Here is a 14,017-nt window from a genome sequence, read left to right on the forward strand (position 1 = left end):
GACCGATCGCGTCGGCAGCCTCGGTGGCCGTCAGAGTATCGCCGAACGAATCGGGCGCAACCATCACTCGCATCGTCGAAAGTGTAGGGCGCACGCCCCCGGTCGGCATGTCCACACGATCGGCGGACCTGCTCCGACGTGGCCGGTGTTCGAGTTCGGGCTGCCATCCCATAACCTGGTCGGGTGAAGTTGCTACGCCGCGGAAACTCAGACGATTCGGACGGAGACGATTCGAAGTCGGTCGAGTCGTCCACCACGAACCAGGCCTCGTCCACCGAGGCCGTCGGCAAGGGTCGGCCCACACCCAAGCGCCGCGAATCCGAGGCCCGACGGCGTGGTCCAGTTGCACCGCCGCCGATGACGGGTAAGGAAGCGCGCGAGCGACGAAAGGCCAACAAGGGGTCCAAGACGGACCGAAAGCAGGCCTCCGCCGAACGTCGTGCTGCGTCGGCTGACCGCCGCGCGCGCATGCTCGCAGGCGAAGACAAGTATCTACTCCCCCGCGACAAGGGGCCGGTCCGAGCGTTCGCACGTGATCTCGTCGATGCTCGACGCAACCTCGTCGGCTTGTTCATGCCGCTGGCACTGCTGTTGATCTTCGCTCTGTTCCTCAGTCCGGCAGTTCAGGCATTCGTCACGCTCGCGATGTTCGTCATGATGCTGTTCATGGTCATCGAGGGCGTGTTCATCGGCCGGCAGATCAACAACCGCGTCCGTGAGCGGTTCCCGGACACAGCCGACGGTGGCTTCAAGCTCGGTTGGTACGCGTTCGTGCGTGCTTCGCAGTTGCGCAAGATGCGCGCCCCGAAGCCCCGCGTCGACCGCGGTGCTGCGGTCTGACATCGTTCGCACCGTGACACTGCCGCTGCGCACACTCGTTCTCGGCGGCACGCGGTCGGGTAAGTCGGCGTTCGCCGAGTCGCTCGTCGAGGGCCGGCATCCGGTCCGATACCTCGCGACTGGCAGACACGACCCGACCGATGCCGATTGGGTCGCACGCATCGACGCCCACCGACGACGCAGGCCGTCGCAGTGGACGACTGTCGAGAGTTCCACGAACCTGGCACAGGCTCTGTCGACTTCGGTCGACGGCGCCACTCTCGTCGACGACGTCGGGACATGGCTCACCGGCGCACTCGATGATCGGCAGGCTTGGGACCTCCCCCGCGGCACGATCACACCCGCCTCCGATGCGCTGGTGCAGGCGGTTCAGCACTGCACGACCCCGGTGGTACTGGTCAGCCCAGAGGTCGGGTGGGGTGTGGTTCCGGCTACCCGGTCGGGCCGGTTGTTCCAAGACGAGATGGGCAGCCTCAACCGGAAATTGGCGACAGTGTGCGACTCGGTCGTCCTCGTGGTTGCCGGTCTGCCACTGACATTGAAGACGGCGACGATGCACGCACCAGGCACAGTGTCCGACACCGATGGTCCATCATGATGAAAGGTCCTCAGTGACAGCCACTTCGGAACCGTCCGAGACGTCGACGCCCCTTCGTCCGGTGCCTCCGCCGTCCGCCGACGCGCGCACGCAGGCGGCCGCCCGTCAACTGTTGCTGACGAAGCCTGCCGGAAGCCTCGGCCGCCTCGAAGCGCTCGGTGAGTGGGTCGCCGCGTGCCAGGACCGGTGCCCACCCGCGCCGCTGTCCCGACCACGAGTTGTCGTGTTCGCGGGCGACCATGGCGTCTCGGCGCATGGCGTGTCGGCGTACCCAGCAGAGGTCACCGCGCAGATGGTTGCCAACTTCATTGCGGGCGGCGCCGCCGTCAACGCATTGGCCCAGGCGTCGGGGGCGTCGGTTCGCGTCGTCGACATATCGGTTCGGGTGGACACCGATCCCTCGGTGAGCAGCCACAAGATCAGACAGTCGAGCGGCTCGATCGACCGTGAAGACGCGCTCACCCAGGCCGAGGTACTTGCCGCAATCGACGCCGGTCGAGCCATTGCCGACGAGGAAGTGAACAGCGGCGCCGATCTGTTGATCGCAGGCGACATGGGCATCGGCAACACCACACCCGCGACGGCCCTGATTGCCGCACTCACCGATACCGAGCCTGTCGCGGCGGTAGGTCGCGGCACCGGTGTCGACGATGCCGGGTGGATTCGCAAGACCGCGGCGATTCGCGACGCGATGCGACGCGCGCGTCCGGTCGTCAAGGATCCCATCGCGCTCCTCCGAGTCGCCGGAGGTGCCGACATCGCCGCGATGGCAGGCTTTCTCGCGCAGTCGGCACACCGTCGCACACCGGTCGTCCTGGACGGCCTCGTAGTCACGGCTGCAGCGCTCGTTGCCGAGGAATCAGCACGGGGAGCGCGCGAGTGGTGGGTGGCCGGCCACCGATCGACCGAGCCCGCTCACTCGATCGCCTTGCGTCACTTGCGAATCGAGCCGCTTCTCGAACTGGACATGCGTCTGGGCGAAGGATCGGGCGCAGTGGTTGCGCTGAATCTCGTACACGCTGCGATCGCTACGCTGACCGCGATGTCGACCTTCACGGACGCCGGGGTCAGCACCGAAACCACAGCGACGTCGGCGGACTGACCGTGCGCGCGGCGCTGGTCGGTCCACGGCTGGCCCTGTCGTGGCTCACCGTGCTGCCCGTGCGCGGTCCGCACTCGATAGGCAGGGACGAGGGTCGAAAAGCAATATCCTGGACTCCGGCAGTCGGCGCGTTGCTGGGTGCGATATCGGCAATCCTGCTGTGGTTGTTCGAATTCGCGTCGTTGCCGAGCCTCGTCGCCGGTCTGGTGACAGTCGCTTCGCTCGCTCTCCTGACCCGTGGGATGCATGTCGACGGGCTCGCCGACACCGCTGACGGGCTCGGTTGCTACGGTCCGCCGGAACGCGCTCGTGAGGTGATGCAGTCCGGCAGCGCAGGCCCCTTCGGCGTCGCGACGGTCGCACTGGTGCTTGCAATCCAAGCGGCCGGCCTCGGCCAACTTGCCCAAGAGAACGCATGGGTGTCAGTGCTTCTCGCCATCATGGTCGGACGTGTCGCCGTCGTCTTCGCATGCCGTCGCGGCATTGCCCCGGCCACCACGACAGGCTTCGGGGCGCTGGTTGCCGATTCCCAATCACGGGTCGTCGTCGCGGCCTGGGCAGTGGTGACTCTGGCCGTGTCGCTCGTCGCGGTACAGGAACGATGGTGGCAGGGCCCGGTAGTGACCGTCGTGGCTTTGAGCGCTGCAGCGCTCGGTGTCCGGCATTGCGTCCGACGCTTCGGCGGGGTCAGCGGTGACGTGCTCGGCGCAACGCTCGAAGTGAGCACGACCATCACCGTCGTCGGACTTCTGCTCGGCGGGTAGATCGGTCAGCCGAGCTTGGTCATCCAACCGTGAGTGTCGGCGAACGTGCCGCGCTGAATGCCGGTGAGGGTGTCCCGTAGGGCGAGGGTGATCTCGCCGGGTTCTCCGTCGGCAATGGCGAACTCGCCTTCTGCGGACTTCACGCGTCCGACGGGGGTGATCACCGCAGCGGTCCCGCAGGCGAACACCTCGGTGATCTCGCCCGACTCCGCACCCTTCTGCCACTCCTCCGTCGAGATTCGACGCTCCTCGACGGGGATCCCGGCATCCGTAGCCAGTGCCAGCAGCGAATCTCGGGTGATTCCGGGGAGCAACGACCCGGACAACGACGGGGTGACGAGACGAGCATCCGATCCTGAGCCGAAGACGAAGAACAGGTTCATTCCACCCATCTCCTCGACGTACCGACGTTCTATGGCGTCGAGCCAGACAACCTGATCGCACCCCTCGTCGCTGGCTTGTGCCTGTGCGAGAAGGGATGCGGCGTAATTGCCGGCGAACTTCGCCGCGCCGGTACCGCCGGGGGCGGCGCGCACGTACTCGGTCGACAGCCAGACACTGACCGGCTTGACGCCCCGCGGGAAGTAGGCACCGGCTGGCGATGCGATGAGCATGTAGCGGTAGTCGTCGGCCGGGCGGACTCCCAGGCCTGCTTCGGTGGAGAACATGAACGGCCGCAGGTACAGCGCATCCTCGCCGCCCGCCTCGGGAACCCATTGATGATCGACTGCGAGCAACTGCTCGATCGAAGCAACGAAGAGTTCCTGCGGGAGCTCCGGCATCGCAAGACGCCGTGCCGACGTCTGGAACCGCTCGGCGTTGGAACGAACCCGGAACGAGGCGAACTCACCGCTCGGCTGCCGGTAGACCTTGAGACCCTCGAAGATGGCCTGGCCGTAGTGCAGGACCATTGCTGCAGGATCGAGCTGGATCGGACCGTACGGTGCGACCGTCGGGTCGTACCATCCCTTGTCCGAGGTGTAGTCGATGATCACCATGTGGTCGGTGAAGTACTTCCCGAACCCGGGCGCAGCCAGTACGGCGTCCCTGGCCTCCGATGGAGCCGGAGACGGATGCTGCACGCGGGTGAATTCGGGAAGGCCAGTCATGGGGCAAATCTTATCCAACCCGGTCAGGCTCGCTCACTTGGTGTTCACCGACACGAACGGTGGCGCGACTATCTCGCATTTCAGTGCCCGCCCGCGCACGTTGACCTCGACGGTGTCTCCCGGTGAAACACCCGCACTCGAATCGACGAGTGCGAGGCCGATTCCGATTCCCAGCGACGGGGAGAATGTGCCCGATGTGGTGATACCGATGTCGACTCCGTCGCGCTCGACGGTTTGTCCCTGACGGAGAACTCCGCGGTCTATGGCCTTGACGCCCCGTAGAACCCGAGTGGGCCCCGCTTCTTTCTCTGCAGAAAGAGCGTCCTTGCCCCAGAACCGATCCTTCTTCCACCCCACCGCCCAGCCACATCGAGCCTGGAGCGGGGAGATGTCGAGCGACAGTTCGTGACCGTGCAGGGGGTATCCCATTTCGGTGCGCAATGTGTCACGCGCACCGAGGCCGGCGACCTGCCCGTCTGCTGCGCGCACTGCGTCGACGAGCGCACGGAAGAGTGCCTCGGCATCGGACCAGGCGGGGATCAACTCGTACCCGTGCTCACCGGTGTAGCCGGTGCGACACACGCGGACAGGGACGTCGCCCCAACGCGCGTCCTCGAACGCCATGTACTCCATGTCGACAGGCAGTCCGAGTTGCTCCACGATCGCCCGCGAACCCGGCCCCTGCACCGCCAGCACACCGAAATCTCGATGCTGGTCCACCACGGTGATGCCCTCCGGCGCCTGGGCGGCCAGCGCGGCAACCACCGCCGCGGTGTTCGCCGCATTGGGCACGAGAAACACCTCGTCCGGGTTGACGAAGTAGGCGATCAGATCGTCGACGACTCCTCCGGATTCGGTGCAGCACAACGTGTACTGCGCCTTGCCGGGACCGACCCTGCCGAGATCGTTGGTGAGGGTGGAATTGACGAAATCTGCTGCGCCCGGTCCGCTGACGAGAGCTTTACCGAGATGGCTGACGTCGAAGACACCGACGGACTGTCGCACGGCCTTGTGTTCGGCGACCCCCCCGGCGTACGACACGGGCATCTCCCAGCCTCCGAACGGAGCGAACGTGGCCCCGAGTTCGACGTGGACGGCGTGTACAGGACCGCGGAGAAGTTCGGCTTCGCTCATGGACGCCAACGCTAGCGGACCACGGGCGTCGAGCACCGGTCACTACGATCGAACCCGACCCACACGTTTCGATTCCAATCCTCTAGGAGCAACCCTCGTGCCCTCGACTTCATCGCGCACCCTCGGACCCGAATTGGTGCTGGCCGGCCGCATCGGCAAGGACGTCGACGTTCTCGTCGTTGCGCTCAGCACCAGCGAGGACGGACTCGAACTCGTCGTCACCGACGACATCAACGACGCCGACGCCTCCGCCCTGCTCGACTCGTTCGAGGCCGTCGGAGCGACTGGAAAGGCCGACGAACTCACCCGAATCCCGGCTCCGGCATCCCTCGGCGTCGCAAGCGTCCTCGCCGTCGGCTTGGGCAAATCGGCCGCGATCGACACCGAGCGAATCCGTCGTTCCGCGGGCACCGCAGCCCGGTCCCTCGCCGGAACAGCGACCGCCGCGACGACGCTCGGTTCCCTCGATCTAGGTGCGGCCGCTGAAGGCTTCTTCCTCGGCGCGTACACGTTCACCGAGTTCAAGTCCGCTCTGTCAGCACCGGGTCCCGACGCCGGACCACTCGGCCGCGTCGAGCTCTTGGTCCCCGGCCCCCGGGCCCGCGAACCGAAAGCGGAACTCGCTCGATCGATCGCCGTTGCGGAATCCGTTGCCATTGCGCGCGATTTCGTCAACACGCCACCGAGCCACCTGTATCCCGAGGAGTTCGCCGCTCGCGCGAAGCAGCTGGGCACCGACGCCGGTCTCAGCGTGCAGATTCTCGACGACAAGGCGCTGGAGAAGGGCGGCTACGGCGGAATCCACGGCGTCGGGAAAGGCTCGTCCAGGCTCCCTCGATTGGTGCGCTTGACCCATTCCGGTGGTAAGCGGAAGTCCAAGAAGGTTGCGCTGGTCGGTAAGGGAATCACCTTCGACACCGGCGGTATCTCCATCAAGCCCGCAGCGGGAATGGAGAACATGACCTCCGACATGGCGGGCGCAGCTGCCGTCATCGCAACGGTGATCCTGGCGGCCAAGGTCGGGCTGGAACTCGACGTCGTCGCCACCGTTCCGATGGCCGAGAACATGCCGTCCGGAACTGCGCAGCGCCCCGGTGACGTGCTGACCCAGTACGGCGGAATCACCGTCGAGGTCATCAACACCGACGCCGAGGGCCGCCTGGTACTCGCCGACGCGATCGTCCGCGCATGCGAAGACGACCCGGACTACCTGATCGACACAGCAACCCTGACCGGCGCACAGGTGGTGGCGCTGGGGAATCGAACCCCCGGAGTCATGGGCACCGACGAATTCCGCGATCGCGTTGCCGGGCTCTCCCAAGCAGTCGGCGAAGGTGGCTGGGCGATGCCGCTGCCGAGCGAAATCCGGACCGAGCTCGATTCGAAGGTCGCCGATCTTGCGAATGTCACCAACGGCCGCGCGGGCGGCATGTTGGCGGCCGCGTTGTTCCTGAAGGAGTTCGTCGCTGAGGGCGTCGAATGGGCACACATCGACGTTGCGGGACCGGCGTACAACACCGCAGGCCCGTTCGGTTACGTCGGCAAGGGCGGCACGGGTGTGCCGGTGCGGACGATGTTCGCGGTGCTCGAAGACATCGTGGAGAACGGCTAGAAGCTCGCGTCAGCAACACCCAACGCTCCGCGTCAGTGGCACGGTTGAGTGCACAGGAGTGCACTCAACCGTGCCACTGCGGCGGAGCCGCTATTCGGCGGCTCGGCGCTTGAGGATCTTCTGCCGAGCGTCGTAGTCGCGCATCCGTTGCGGATACCGCGTCTTTCGGACGTCGTAGACGGGAATCTTCAGGTCAGGACCGAGTTTTCTCAGATCCCGCTCGTCGACGGCGCGGCGAGTCCACTCGCCGTCGTTCGCAACGAGGACCACTGTGACAGGCGTCACTGTGGTCTTCGGTTCGACATATGCCTCGACCCCGATCCGCGCCACTGTCCAATCGGCGAGGTACTGGGCCGTCGAACCCTCTTTGGCGCGTCTACCTTTGCCGCCGCGTCGTGCGAAGCGATCGAACAACCCCACTGCGCTCACTCCTGTCATCGATGCGTCTCACTGACGTCGCTGTTCGCGCACCCCGTGTTACTCACCAGTTTGCCAGCGGCGTCAGCGCCCTCGGGGAACACGCCGGGCCGCGGGATGGAAGGATGACGGTAGAGGGTTCAACTCTCTCGTTGTCGAGAACGATTGCCGACCATGAAGGAAGGGCGCCGACGTGCCAGCTGGATTCAGCCGACCATCGTCGAGCGCTCGTATTTCCGAACGCGATTCGGACGCCCTACCCCGGACGTCCACAGCGCTGATGATCGCAATTAACGCAAGTATCGTCCGCGAATCCAGCAACGCCAGCACAATGGTCTACGACCACAAGTCGTAAGAACTGAATTTACCCGCATACAACTGTCGAGGAGTCAACAGACATGGCCTTCTCCGTCCAGATGCCAGCTCTTGGTGAGAGTGTCACCGAGGGAACTGTCACGAGGTGGCTCAAGCAGGAGGGCGACACCGTCGAGGTCGACGAACCGTTGCTCGAAGTATCGACGGACAAGGTCGATACCGAAATCCCTTCCCCCGCTGCTGGCGTTCTGACGAAGATCGTGGCTCAGGAAGACGACACCGTCGAAATCGGTGGGGAACTCGGCCAGATCGGTGAAGCAGGCGAAGCATCTGCACCCGCAGCCGAGGAAGAGGTTGCCGCCGAGGAAGAACCGACCACGGAGGAAGAGCCGATCCCGGCTGCCGAGCCTGAGCCGCAGGCCGAAGACGAGACACCGACACAGGATGCGCCGGCTGCGAAGTCGGATTCCAGCGGTTCCGGAACACCGGTCACGATGCCCGAACTGGGCGAGTCGGTGACCGAGGGAACTGTCACCCGCTGGCTCAAGGCAGTCGGCGACGAGGTCGCAGTCGACGAGCCTCTGCTCGAGGTCTCCACCGACAAGGTCGACACCGAAATTCCGTCGCCAGTGGCAGGCACGCTCCTCGAGATCACTGCCGAAGAAGACGATACCGTCGAGATCGGCGGCCAGTTGGCCGTGATCGGGTCCGGCGCTCCCGCCGCGAAGGCTCCCGAGCCCGAAAAGGCACCCGAGCCCGAAAAGCCGGCTCCCGCACCCGAACCCGAGGAAGCACCGAAGGCCGAAAAGCCCAAGGAAACTCCGAAGCAGGAAGCACCCAAAGCCGAAGCACCGAAGGCCGCGCCCAAGCAGGAAGCTGCCCAGGCTCCGTCGGGCGATGCAACCCCGTACGTCACCCCCCTCGTCCGCAAGCTCGCCGCAGACAACGACGTCGATCTGTCGACGGTCAAGGGAACCGGCGTCGGTGGACGCGTTCGCAAGCAGGACGTGCTCGCTGCCGCGGAGGCCAAGAAGGCACCGGCCGAAGCTCCTGCCGCTGCAGCCGCTCCCGCAGCCGCTGCTCCCGCCGCTTCTGCGTCTGCCGGTGTACGGCCGGAACTCGCGCACCTGCGTGGTACGACCCAGAAGATCAACCGCATTCGTCAGATCACCGCGAAGAAGACCCGTGAGTCGCTGCAGACGTCCGCTCAGCTCACGCAGACCTTCGAGGTCGACGTCACCACGATCGCGGCACTGCGCACCAAGGCCAAGTCGACGTTCGCCAAGAACGAAGGCGTCAACCTGACGTACCTCCCGTTCTTCGCCAAGGCAGTGGTCGAGGCACTCAAGGCACACCCGAACGTCAACGCGAGCATCGACGAGGACAAGAAGGAGATCACCTACCACGCCGACGTCCACCTCGGCATCGCCGTGGACACGGAGCAAGGGCTGCTCTCCCCCGTCATTCACAACGCGGGCGATCTGTCCCTCGGCGGACTGGCTCGTGCGATCGCCGACATCGCGTCGCGGGCGCGCACCGGAGGCCTCAAGCCCGACGAACTGTCCGGTGGCACCTTCACCATCACCAACATCGGCAGCCAGGGCGCTCTGTTCGACACCCCGATCCTGGTTCCGCCGCAGGCGGCAATGCTCGGGACGGGTGCAATCGTCAAGCGCCCGGTCGTGGTCAAGGATTCCGCAGGCAACGAGTCGATCGGTGTTCGATCGATGGTCTACCTGCCGCTGACCTACGACCACCGTCTTGTCGACGGTGCGGACGCAGGCCGCTTCCTCACCACGATCAAGCAGCGTCTGGAAGAAGCGTCGTTCGAAGCGGATCTGGGTATCTGAAAAGGTACGCAGTCGGCGTCGTCTGTATCGTGAAGTCAGAACCGAAAGCTTGATCGGTCCTCGAAGATCCGGGGAGTAACACACAGTCGGGGCACCACTCGCATTTGCGGGTGGTGCCCCGAAACCGTCGAGGAGGGACGTCTCACATCATGCGCGTCGTGATTGCAGGTTCGTCAGGGTTGATCGGTACCTCGCTCGTAGCGTCGTTGCGCAGCAAGGGCCACGAGGTATCGAGGCTCGTTCGTCGTGCGCCTGCGGGCCCCGACGAATTCCGATGGGATCCACCGAACGGCAGCGTCGACGAAAAAGCGTTGCGCTCCGCCGATGCCGTGGTGAACCTGTGCGGAGTCGGCATCGGCGACAAGCGATGGTCGGGTGCGTACAAGCAGCAGGTTCGCGACAGCCGCATCACTCCAACCGAGGTACTGGCCGACGCATGTGTGAAGTTCGAGGTCCCGACGCTCGTCAATGCCAGCGGCGTCAATTTCTACGGCGACACCGGTGATCGCGTCGTCGACGAATCGGACGGCGTCGGTACGGGTTTCCTCGCGGAGGTGTGCCGAGATTGGGAAGGTGCGACGACGACGGCGAGCGACGCAGGAGTCCGCACGGTGCTGCTGCGCAGCGGCGTCGTGCTCTCTCGTCGCGGCGGAATGATGGCCAAGCTGCGCCCGCTGTACCTACTTGCTCTCGGAGGTCGCCTCGGGAGTGGGCGTCAGTACTTCCCGTGGATCTCACTCGACGACGAGATCGGCGCAACCATCCACGGGTTGGAAAACGACGCCGTGCGTGGGCCGGTGAACATGGTGGGCCCAGCCCCGGTCACCAACGCACAGTTCAACAGCGCCTTCGCACGTGCGATTCACCGTCCGGCACCGTGGGTCGTCCCTGGATTCGCTCTCCAGTTGGCCATCGGCGAGTTCGCCGAAGAAGCGATTCTGACCGGGCCGCGGGCAATCCCCAAGGTCTTGGAAGACACCGGCTACGCGTTCACGCATCACACCGTCGGTGAGGCCCTGCGGGCGGCGGTCGGGAACTGACGTCGTTCGAGCCGCGCCGGCGCCAGGCGTAACGTCGTCACCTATGAACACTGCTGGAATCTCCGCTCGGGAGAGTTCTGATCCGATCGACGTCCAGGAGATCGGTTCGATCGACTACCTCGAGGCTTTGGACCGTCAGCGCGAGCTCGCCGACATGCGCGCCGACGGCAGAGGCCGAGACACACTCTTGCTTCTCGAGCATCCTTCTGTGTACACCGCCGGACGTCGAACGTCCCCCGAGGACCGTCCGACGGACGGAACACCGGTCATCGAGGTCGATCGCGGCGGCAAGATCACCTGGCACGGTCCTGGCCAACTCGTCGGATACCCCATCGTGAAGCTGGCGCAACCGATCGACGTGGTGCGCTATGTGCGCCGAATCGAGGAAGCCTTGATCTCGGTCTGCACCGATCTCGGTATCGACTGCGGTCGCATCGACGGCAGGTCGGGGGTATGGCTCGCCGCCGGAACGAAAAACGGCGCGACAGTGCCCGAACGCAAAATTGCCGCAATCGGAGTCCGCGTCCAGCGCGGAGTGACGTTGCATGGCTTCTCGTTGAACTGCAATTCTTCGACGGCCGGATTCGATGCAATCGTCCCGTGTGGGATAGCCGACGCGGGGGTTACCTCGCTGTCGAGCGAGCTCGATCGCAATGTCACGGTCGCGGACGTGATTCCGGCTGTCGTGTCCGCCGTCGAGGCTGCCCTCGACGGCAGCCTCGAAGTCGTCGATCACCCGGTTGCACGCCTGGACGTGGCAGAAAGAGCCAGTGGCCCGCAGTTCACCACGACGAAGTTCGGCGCGTAGCATCGAATTCGTGACTGTGGCCCCGAAAACACCCCCTGACGCTGCGCTCGCACCACCCGGACGCAAACTTCTCCGCCTCGAGATCCGAAACGCGGAGACCCCGATCGAACGCAAGCCCAGCTGGATCAAGACCAAGGCAAAGATGGGCCCGGAATATACCGAGCTCAAGGGTCTCGTGAAGCGCGAAGGCCTGCACACGGTGTGTGAGGAAGCCGGCTGCCCCAACATCTACGAATGCTGGGAAGACCGCGAAGCGACCTTCCTGATCGGCGGCGAGCAGTGCACCCGTCGCTGCGATTTCTGCCAGATCGACACAGGTAAGCCCGACGATCTCGACCGTGACGAGCCCCGCCGTGTTGCAGAGAGTGTGCAGGCGATGGGCCTGCGTTACTCCACGATCACCGGCGTCGCGCGCGACGACCTCGAAGACGGCGGCGCGTGGCTCTATGCCGAGACCGTGCGGTACATCAAGAGGCTCAACCCAACTACCGGCGTCGAGCTTCTGATCCCCGACTTCAACGCCAAACCGGATCAGCTCGCCGAGGTGTTCTCCTCTCGGCCCGAGGTGCTGGCGCACAACGTCGAGACGGTTCCACGAATCTTCAAGCGCATCCGGCCCGCGTTCCGCTACCAGCGATCGATGGATGTCATCACCGCTGCGCGTGATGACGGCCTCGTCACCAAGTCCAACCTCATCCTCGGAATGGGCGAGACCCCGGAAGAGGTTCAGGAAGCGATTCGCGACCTGCACGAGGCAGGCTGCGACATCCTGACCATCACCCAGTACCTACGACCGTCTCCTCGCCATCATCCGGTCGAGCGCTGGGTCAAGCCGGAGGAGTTCGTCGAGCACTCCGACTACGCCACCGAAATCGGCTTTGCAGGCGTGCTTGCCGGACCGTTGGTCCGTTCGTCCTACCGCGCCGGTCGGCTGTACGCGCAGGCAATGGCGCATCACGGACGTGCACTGCCGGAGAGCATGGCCCACCTGGTCGAAGGCGGCGAGGCATCGCAGGAAGCCAGTTCACTGATGGCTCGGTTGGCTGCTCGCTGAGCCACTTCCGGCGCGGTGCAGATCACGGTCGACACGGGCCGTATCCTGTGAAGCATGGCGAACGGCAGTAAAGCGGGCAAAGCAGGCAAGCCCAGCAAAGAGGCAAAAGCAGCAGCGAAGGCTGCGCGTAAGAAGGCATCCAAGGAACGTCGAGGCCAACTGTGGCAGGCGTTCCAGATGCAGCGAAAAGAAGACAAGCTGCTTCTGCCGCTGATGATCGGTGCCATCGTCGGGATCACGCTCGTCGCGTTCCTGATCGGTTTGATCTTCGGCGTCGAGTGGTTCGTGTTGCCCTTCGGCCTACTGGTCGGCGTGCTCGTCGCATTCATCATCTTCGGACGCCGAGTGCAGAAGTCGGTGTACAAGAAGGCCGACGGTCAGGCCGGTGCTGCTGCCTGGGCGCTGGACAACTTGCGGGGATCCTGGCGAGTCAGCAATGCCGTCGCCGGGACCACCCAGCTCGACGCGGTTCATCGCGTCATCGGCAAGCCCGGCGTGATCCTCATCGCCGAGGGCGCACCTCAGCGCGTGAAGGCTCTTCTCGCACAGGAGAAGAAGAAAACCGCCAGACTCGTCGGCGACACCCCGATCTACGACATCGTGATCGGAAACGGTGACAACCAGATTCCGCTGTCCGGTCTGCAGAAGTACCTGACCAAGCTGCCGAACAACATCGACACCAAACGGATGGACACCATCGAATCCCGCCTGGCCGCACTGGGAACGAAGGGCGGTCCGGCAATGCCGAAGGGACCGATCCCCGGCGGAGCGAAGATGAAGGGCGTTCAACGCACCATCAGGCGTCGCTGAACGATCACGGACCGACGAGCGGAGCGCGAGTCAGCGTCCGCGCACCATCGCGGTACCCGTCGCCCGGTCGTGCATCCCGCGGCCATCCTGGTCCGAGATCACGGCCGGCACGACGAACAAGAGAAAGAACGTGCGCACGAGCGCCCGGACGAAGCCGACTCGCGCCTGGGCGTCGACCCGCGCGACCTGGATTCCGGCGATCAATTGCCCCGGTGTGAACGAAAAGACGGTGACGGTTCCGACGCCGAGAACGAACCACACGAGCAACGTGATGGTGGACATGGACTGTTGGATTCCGGTCACGTTGACTATCAATGCCGAAATACCCATCGACATCAACCAGTCGGCCACCAGCGCACCGGTACGACGGCCGAGACCGGACAGTGCGCCTGGACCGTTCGACGGCAGTCCGAGACGCTCACCGGGATAGTTCTGCTCCGTGCCGTCCTCCGGCAGTGCGGAGTTCGGTCCGGACAACCAGGAGCCTGTCATGCGTGCCATGGACACCAGGATAGGCGCCGACATCCACCCGTCGCGAAGTCCTCACCGTAGTGTGTGCGGAAG

General features: G+C 64.8%; 14 protein-coding genes. 10 read left to right on the forward strand and 4 right to left on the reverse strand.

All coding sequences use genetic code 11. From position 1 onward, the window contains the following. Positions 1-183: 183 nt before the first annotated feature. The 4 genes from A2J03_RS27985 to A2J03_RS28000 are packed head-to-tail and all read left to right on the forward strand — an operon-like array spanning position 184 to position 3,304. Positions 184-840 (forward strand): DUF3043 domain-containing protein, encoded by a 657-nt coding sequence (locus A2J03_RS27985; protein WP_068381020.1) that lies wholly within the window; start codon positions 184-186, stop codon positions 838-840. A 13-nt stretch (positions 841-853) separates the two neighbouring features. After that, on the forward strand, positions 854-1,438 hold the full coding sequence (cobU, locus tag A2J03_RS27990) for a bifunctional adenosylcobinamide kinase/adenosylcobinamide-phosphate guanylyltransferase (RefSeq protein ID WP_068381052.1): 585 nt from the start codon (positions 854-856) through the stop codon (positions 1,436-1,438). A 13-nt stretch (positions 1,439-1,451) separates the two neighbouring features. Beyond that, a complete protein-coding gene (cobT, locus tag A2J03_RS27995; RefSeq protein WP_068381023.1) occupies positions 1,452-2,540 on the forward strand; it encodes a nicotinate-nucleotide--dimethylbenzimidazole phosphoribosyltransferase in 1,089 nt (362 codons plus the stop codon). Positions 2,541-2,542: 2 nt separating this feature from the next. Beyond that, the gene (locus A2J03_RS28000) at positions 2,543-3,304 is read left to right on the forward strand and encodes an adenosylcobinamide-GDP ribazoletransferase (RefSeq protein WP_231912745.1); all 762 of its coding nucleotides are present in this window, start codon (positions 2,543-2,545) and stop codon (positions 3,302-3,304) included. Positions 3,305-3,309: 5 nt separating this feature from the next. Here the strand turns inward: A2J03_RS28000 and A2J03_RS28005 are convergent, their stop codons facing one another. Together A2J03_RS28005 and gcvT are read right to left on the reverse strand one after the other, a co-directional pair. Then, positions 3,310-4,413, reverse strand: a complete 1,104-nt coding sequence (locus tag A2J03_RS28005; RefSeq protein WP_068381026.1) for a branched-chain amino acid aminotransferase — start codon at positions 4,411-4,413, stop codon at positions 3,310-3,312. Between the two features lie 33 nt (positions 4,414-4,446). After that, the gene (gcvT, locus tag A2J03_RS28010; protein WP_068381054.1) at positions 4,447-5,547 is read right to left on the reverse strand and encodes a glycine cleavage system aminomethyltransferase GcvT; all 1,101 of its coding nucleotides are present in this window, start codon (positions 5,545-5,547) and stop codon (positions 4,447-4,449) included. Positions 5,548-5,644: 97 nt separating this feature from the next. On the opposite strand from gcvT, the gene A2J03_RS28015 reads away from it, so the two are divergent. Further along, positions 5,645-7,159 (forward strand): leucyl aminopeptidase, encoded by a 1,515-nt coding sequence (locus A2J03_RS28015; protein WP_068381029.1) that lies wholly within the window; start codon positions 5,645-5,647, stop codon positions 7,157-7,159. A 90-nt stretch (positions 7,160-7,249) separates the two neighbouring features. On the opposite strand, the gene A2J03_RS28020 is transcribed toward A2J03_RS28015, so the two are convergent. Further along, positions 7,250-7,579, reverse strand: coding sequence for an oxidoreductase (locus A2J03_RS28020; protein WP_068381032.1), 330 nt, complete (start codon positions 7,577-7,579; stop codon positions 7,250-7,252). Between the two features lie 395 nt (positions 7,580-7,974). Here A2J03_RS28020 and sucB point away from each other — a divergent pair, with 395 nt between their 5' ends. The 5 genes from sucB to A2J03_RS28045 all read left to right on the forward strand — a co-directional run bounded on the left by sucB (position 7,975) and on the right by A2J03_RS28045 (position 13,453). Next, positions 7,975-9,741, forward strand: a complete 1,767-nt coding sequence (sucB, locus tag A2J03_RS28025; protein ID WP_068381035.1) for a 2-oxoglutarate dehydrogenase, E2 component, dihydrolipoamide succinyltransferase — start codon at positions 7,975-7,977, stop codon at positions 9,739-9,741. Between the two features lie 149 nt (positions 9,742-9,890). Further along, positions 9,891-10,781, forward strand: coding sequence for a TIGR01777 family oxidoreductase (locus A2J03_RS28030; RefSeq protein ID WP_068381038.1), 891 nt, complete (start codon positions 9,891-9,893; stop codon positions 10,779-10,781). Positions 10,782-10,824: 43 nt separating this feature from the next. Next, the gene (lipB, locus tag A2J03_RS28035; RefSeq protein ID WP_068381040.1) at positions 10,825-11,589 is read left to right on the forward strand and encodes a lipoyl(octanoyl) transferase LipB; all 765 of its coding nucleotides are present in this window, start codon (positions 10,825-10,827) and stop codon (positions 11,587-11,589) included. A 1-nt stretch (position 11,590) separates the two neighbouring features. Next, the gene (gene lipA / locus A2J03_RS28040) at positions 11,591-12,643 is read left to right on the forward strand and encodes a lipoyl synthase (protein WP_442971419.1); all 1,053 of its coding nucleotides are present in this window, start codon (positions 11,591-11,593) and stop codon (positions 12,641-12,643) included. A gap of 54 nt (positions 12,644-12,697) precedes the next feature. Then, on the forward strand, positions 12,698-13,453 hold the full coding sequence (locus A2J03_RS28045) for a DUF4191 domain-containing protein (RefSeq protein ID WP_068381046.1): 756 nt from the start codon (positions 12,698-12,700) through the stop codon (positions 13,451-13,453). Between the two features lie 30 nt (positions 13,454-13,483). On the opposite strand, the gene A2J03_RS28050 is transcribed toward A2J03_RS28045, so the two are convergent. Next, complete coding sequence (locus A2J03_RS28050) at positions 13,484-13,954, reverse strand: RDD family protein (protein ID WP_068381058.1); 471 nt, start codon at positions 13,952-13,954, stop codon at positions 13,484-13,486. Positions 13,955-14,017: the final 63 nt, after the last annotated feature.

It is taken from the genome of Rhodococcus sp. EPR-157 (genome assembly GCF_001647195.1).
Lineage (GTDB): Bacteria > Actinomycetota > Actinomycetes > Mycobacteriales > Mycobacteriaceae > Rhodococcoides.

Bases quoted from the DNA above. Each gene is read 5' to 3' on its own strand.
- gcvT (WP_068381054.1), bottom strand. From the start codon at position 5,547: ATGAGCGAAGCCGAACTTCTCCGCGGTCCTGTACACGCCGTCCACGTC.
- A2J03_RS28050 (WP_068381058.1), bottom strand. From the start codon at position 13,954: ATGGCACGCATGACAGGCTCCTGGTTGTCCGGACCGAACTCCGCACTG.
- A2J03_RS28005 (WP_068381026.1), bottom strand. From the start codon at position 4,413: ATGACTGGCCTTCCCGAATTCACCCGCGTGCAGCATCCGTCTCCGGCT.
- A2J03_RS28030 (WP_068381038.1), top strand. From the start codon at position 9,891: ATGCGCGTCGTGATTGCAGGTTCGTCAGGGTTGATCGGTACCTCGCTC.
- A2J03_RS28045 (WP_068381046.1), top strand. From the start codon at position 12,698: ATGGCGAACGGCAGTAAAGCGGGCAAAGCAGGCAAGCCCAGCAAAGAG.
- sucB (WP_068381035.1), top strand. From the start codon at position 7,975: ATGGCCTTCTCCGTCCAGATGCCAGCTCTTGGTGAGAGTGTCACCGAG.
- lipB (WP_068381040.1), top strand. From the start codon at position 10,825: ATGAACACTGCTGGAATCTCCGCTCGGGAGAGTTCTGATCCGATCGAC.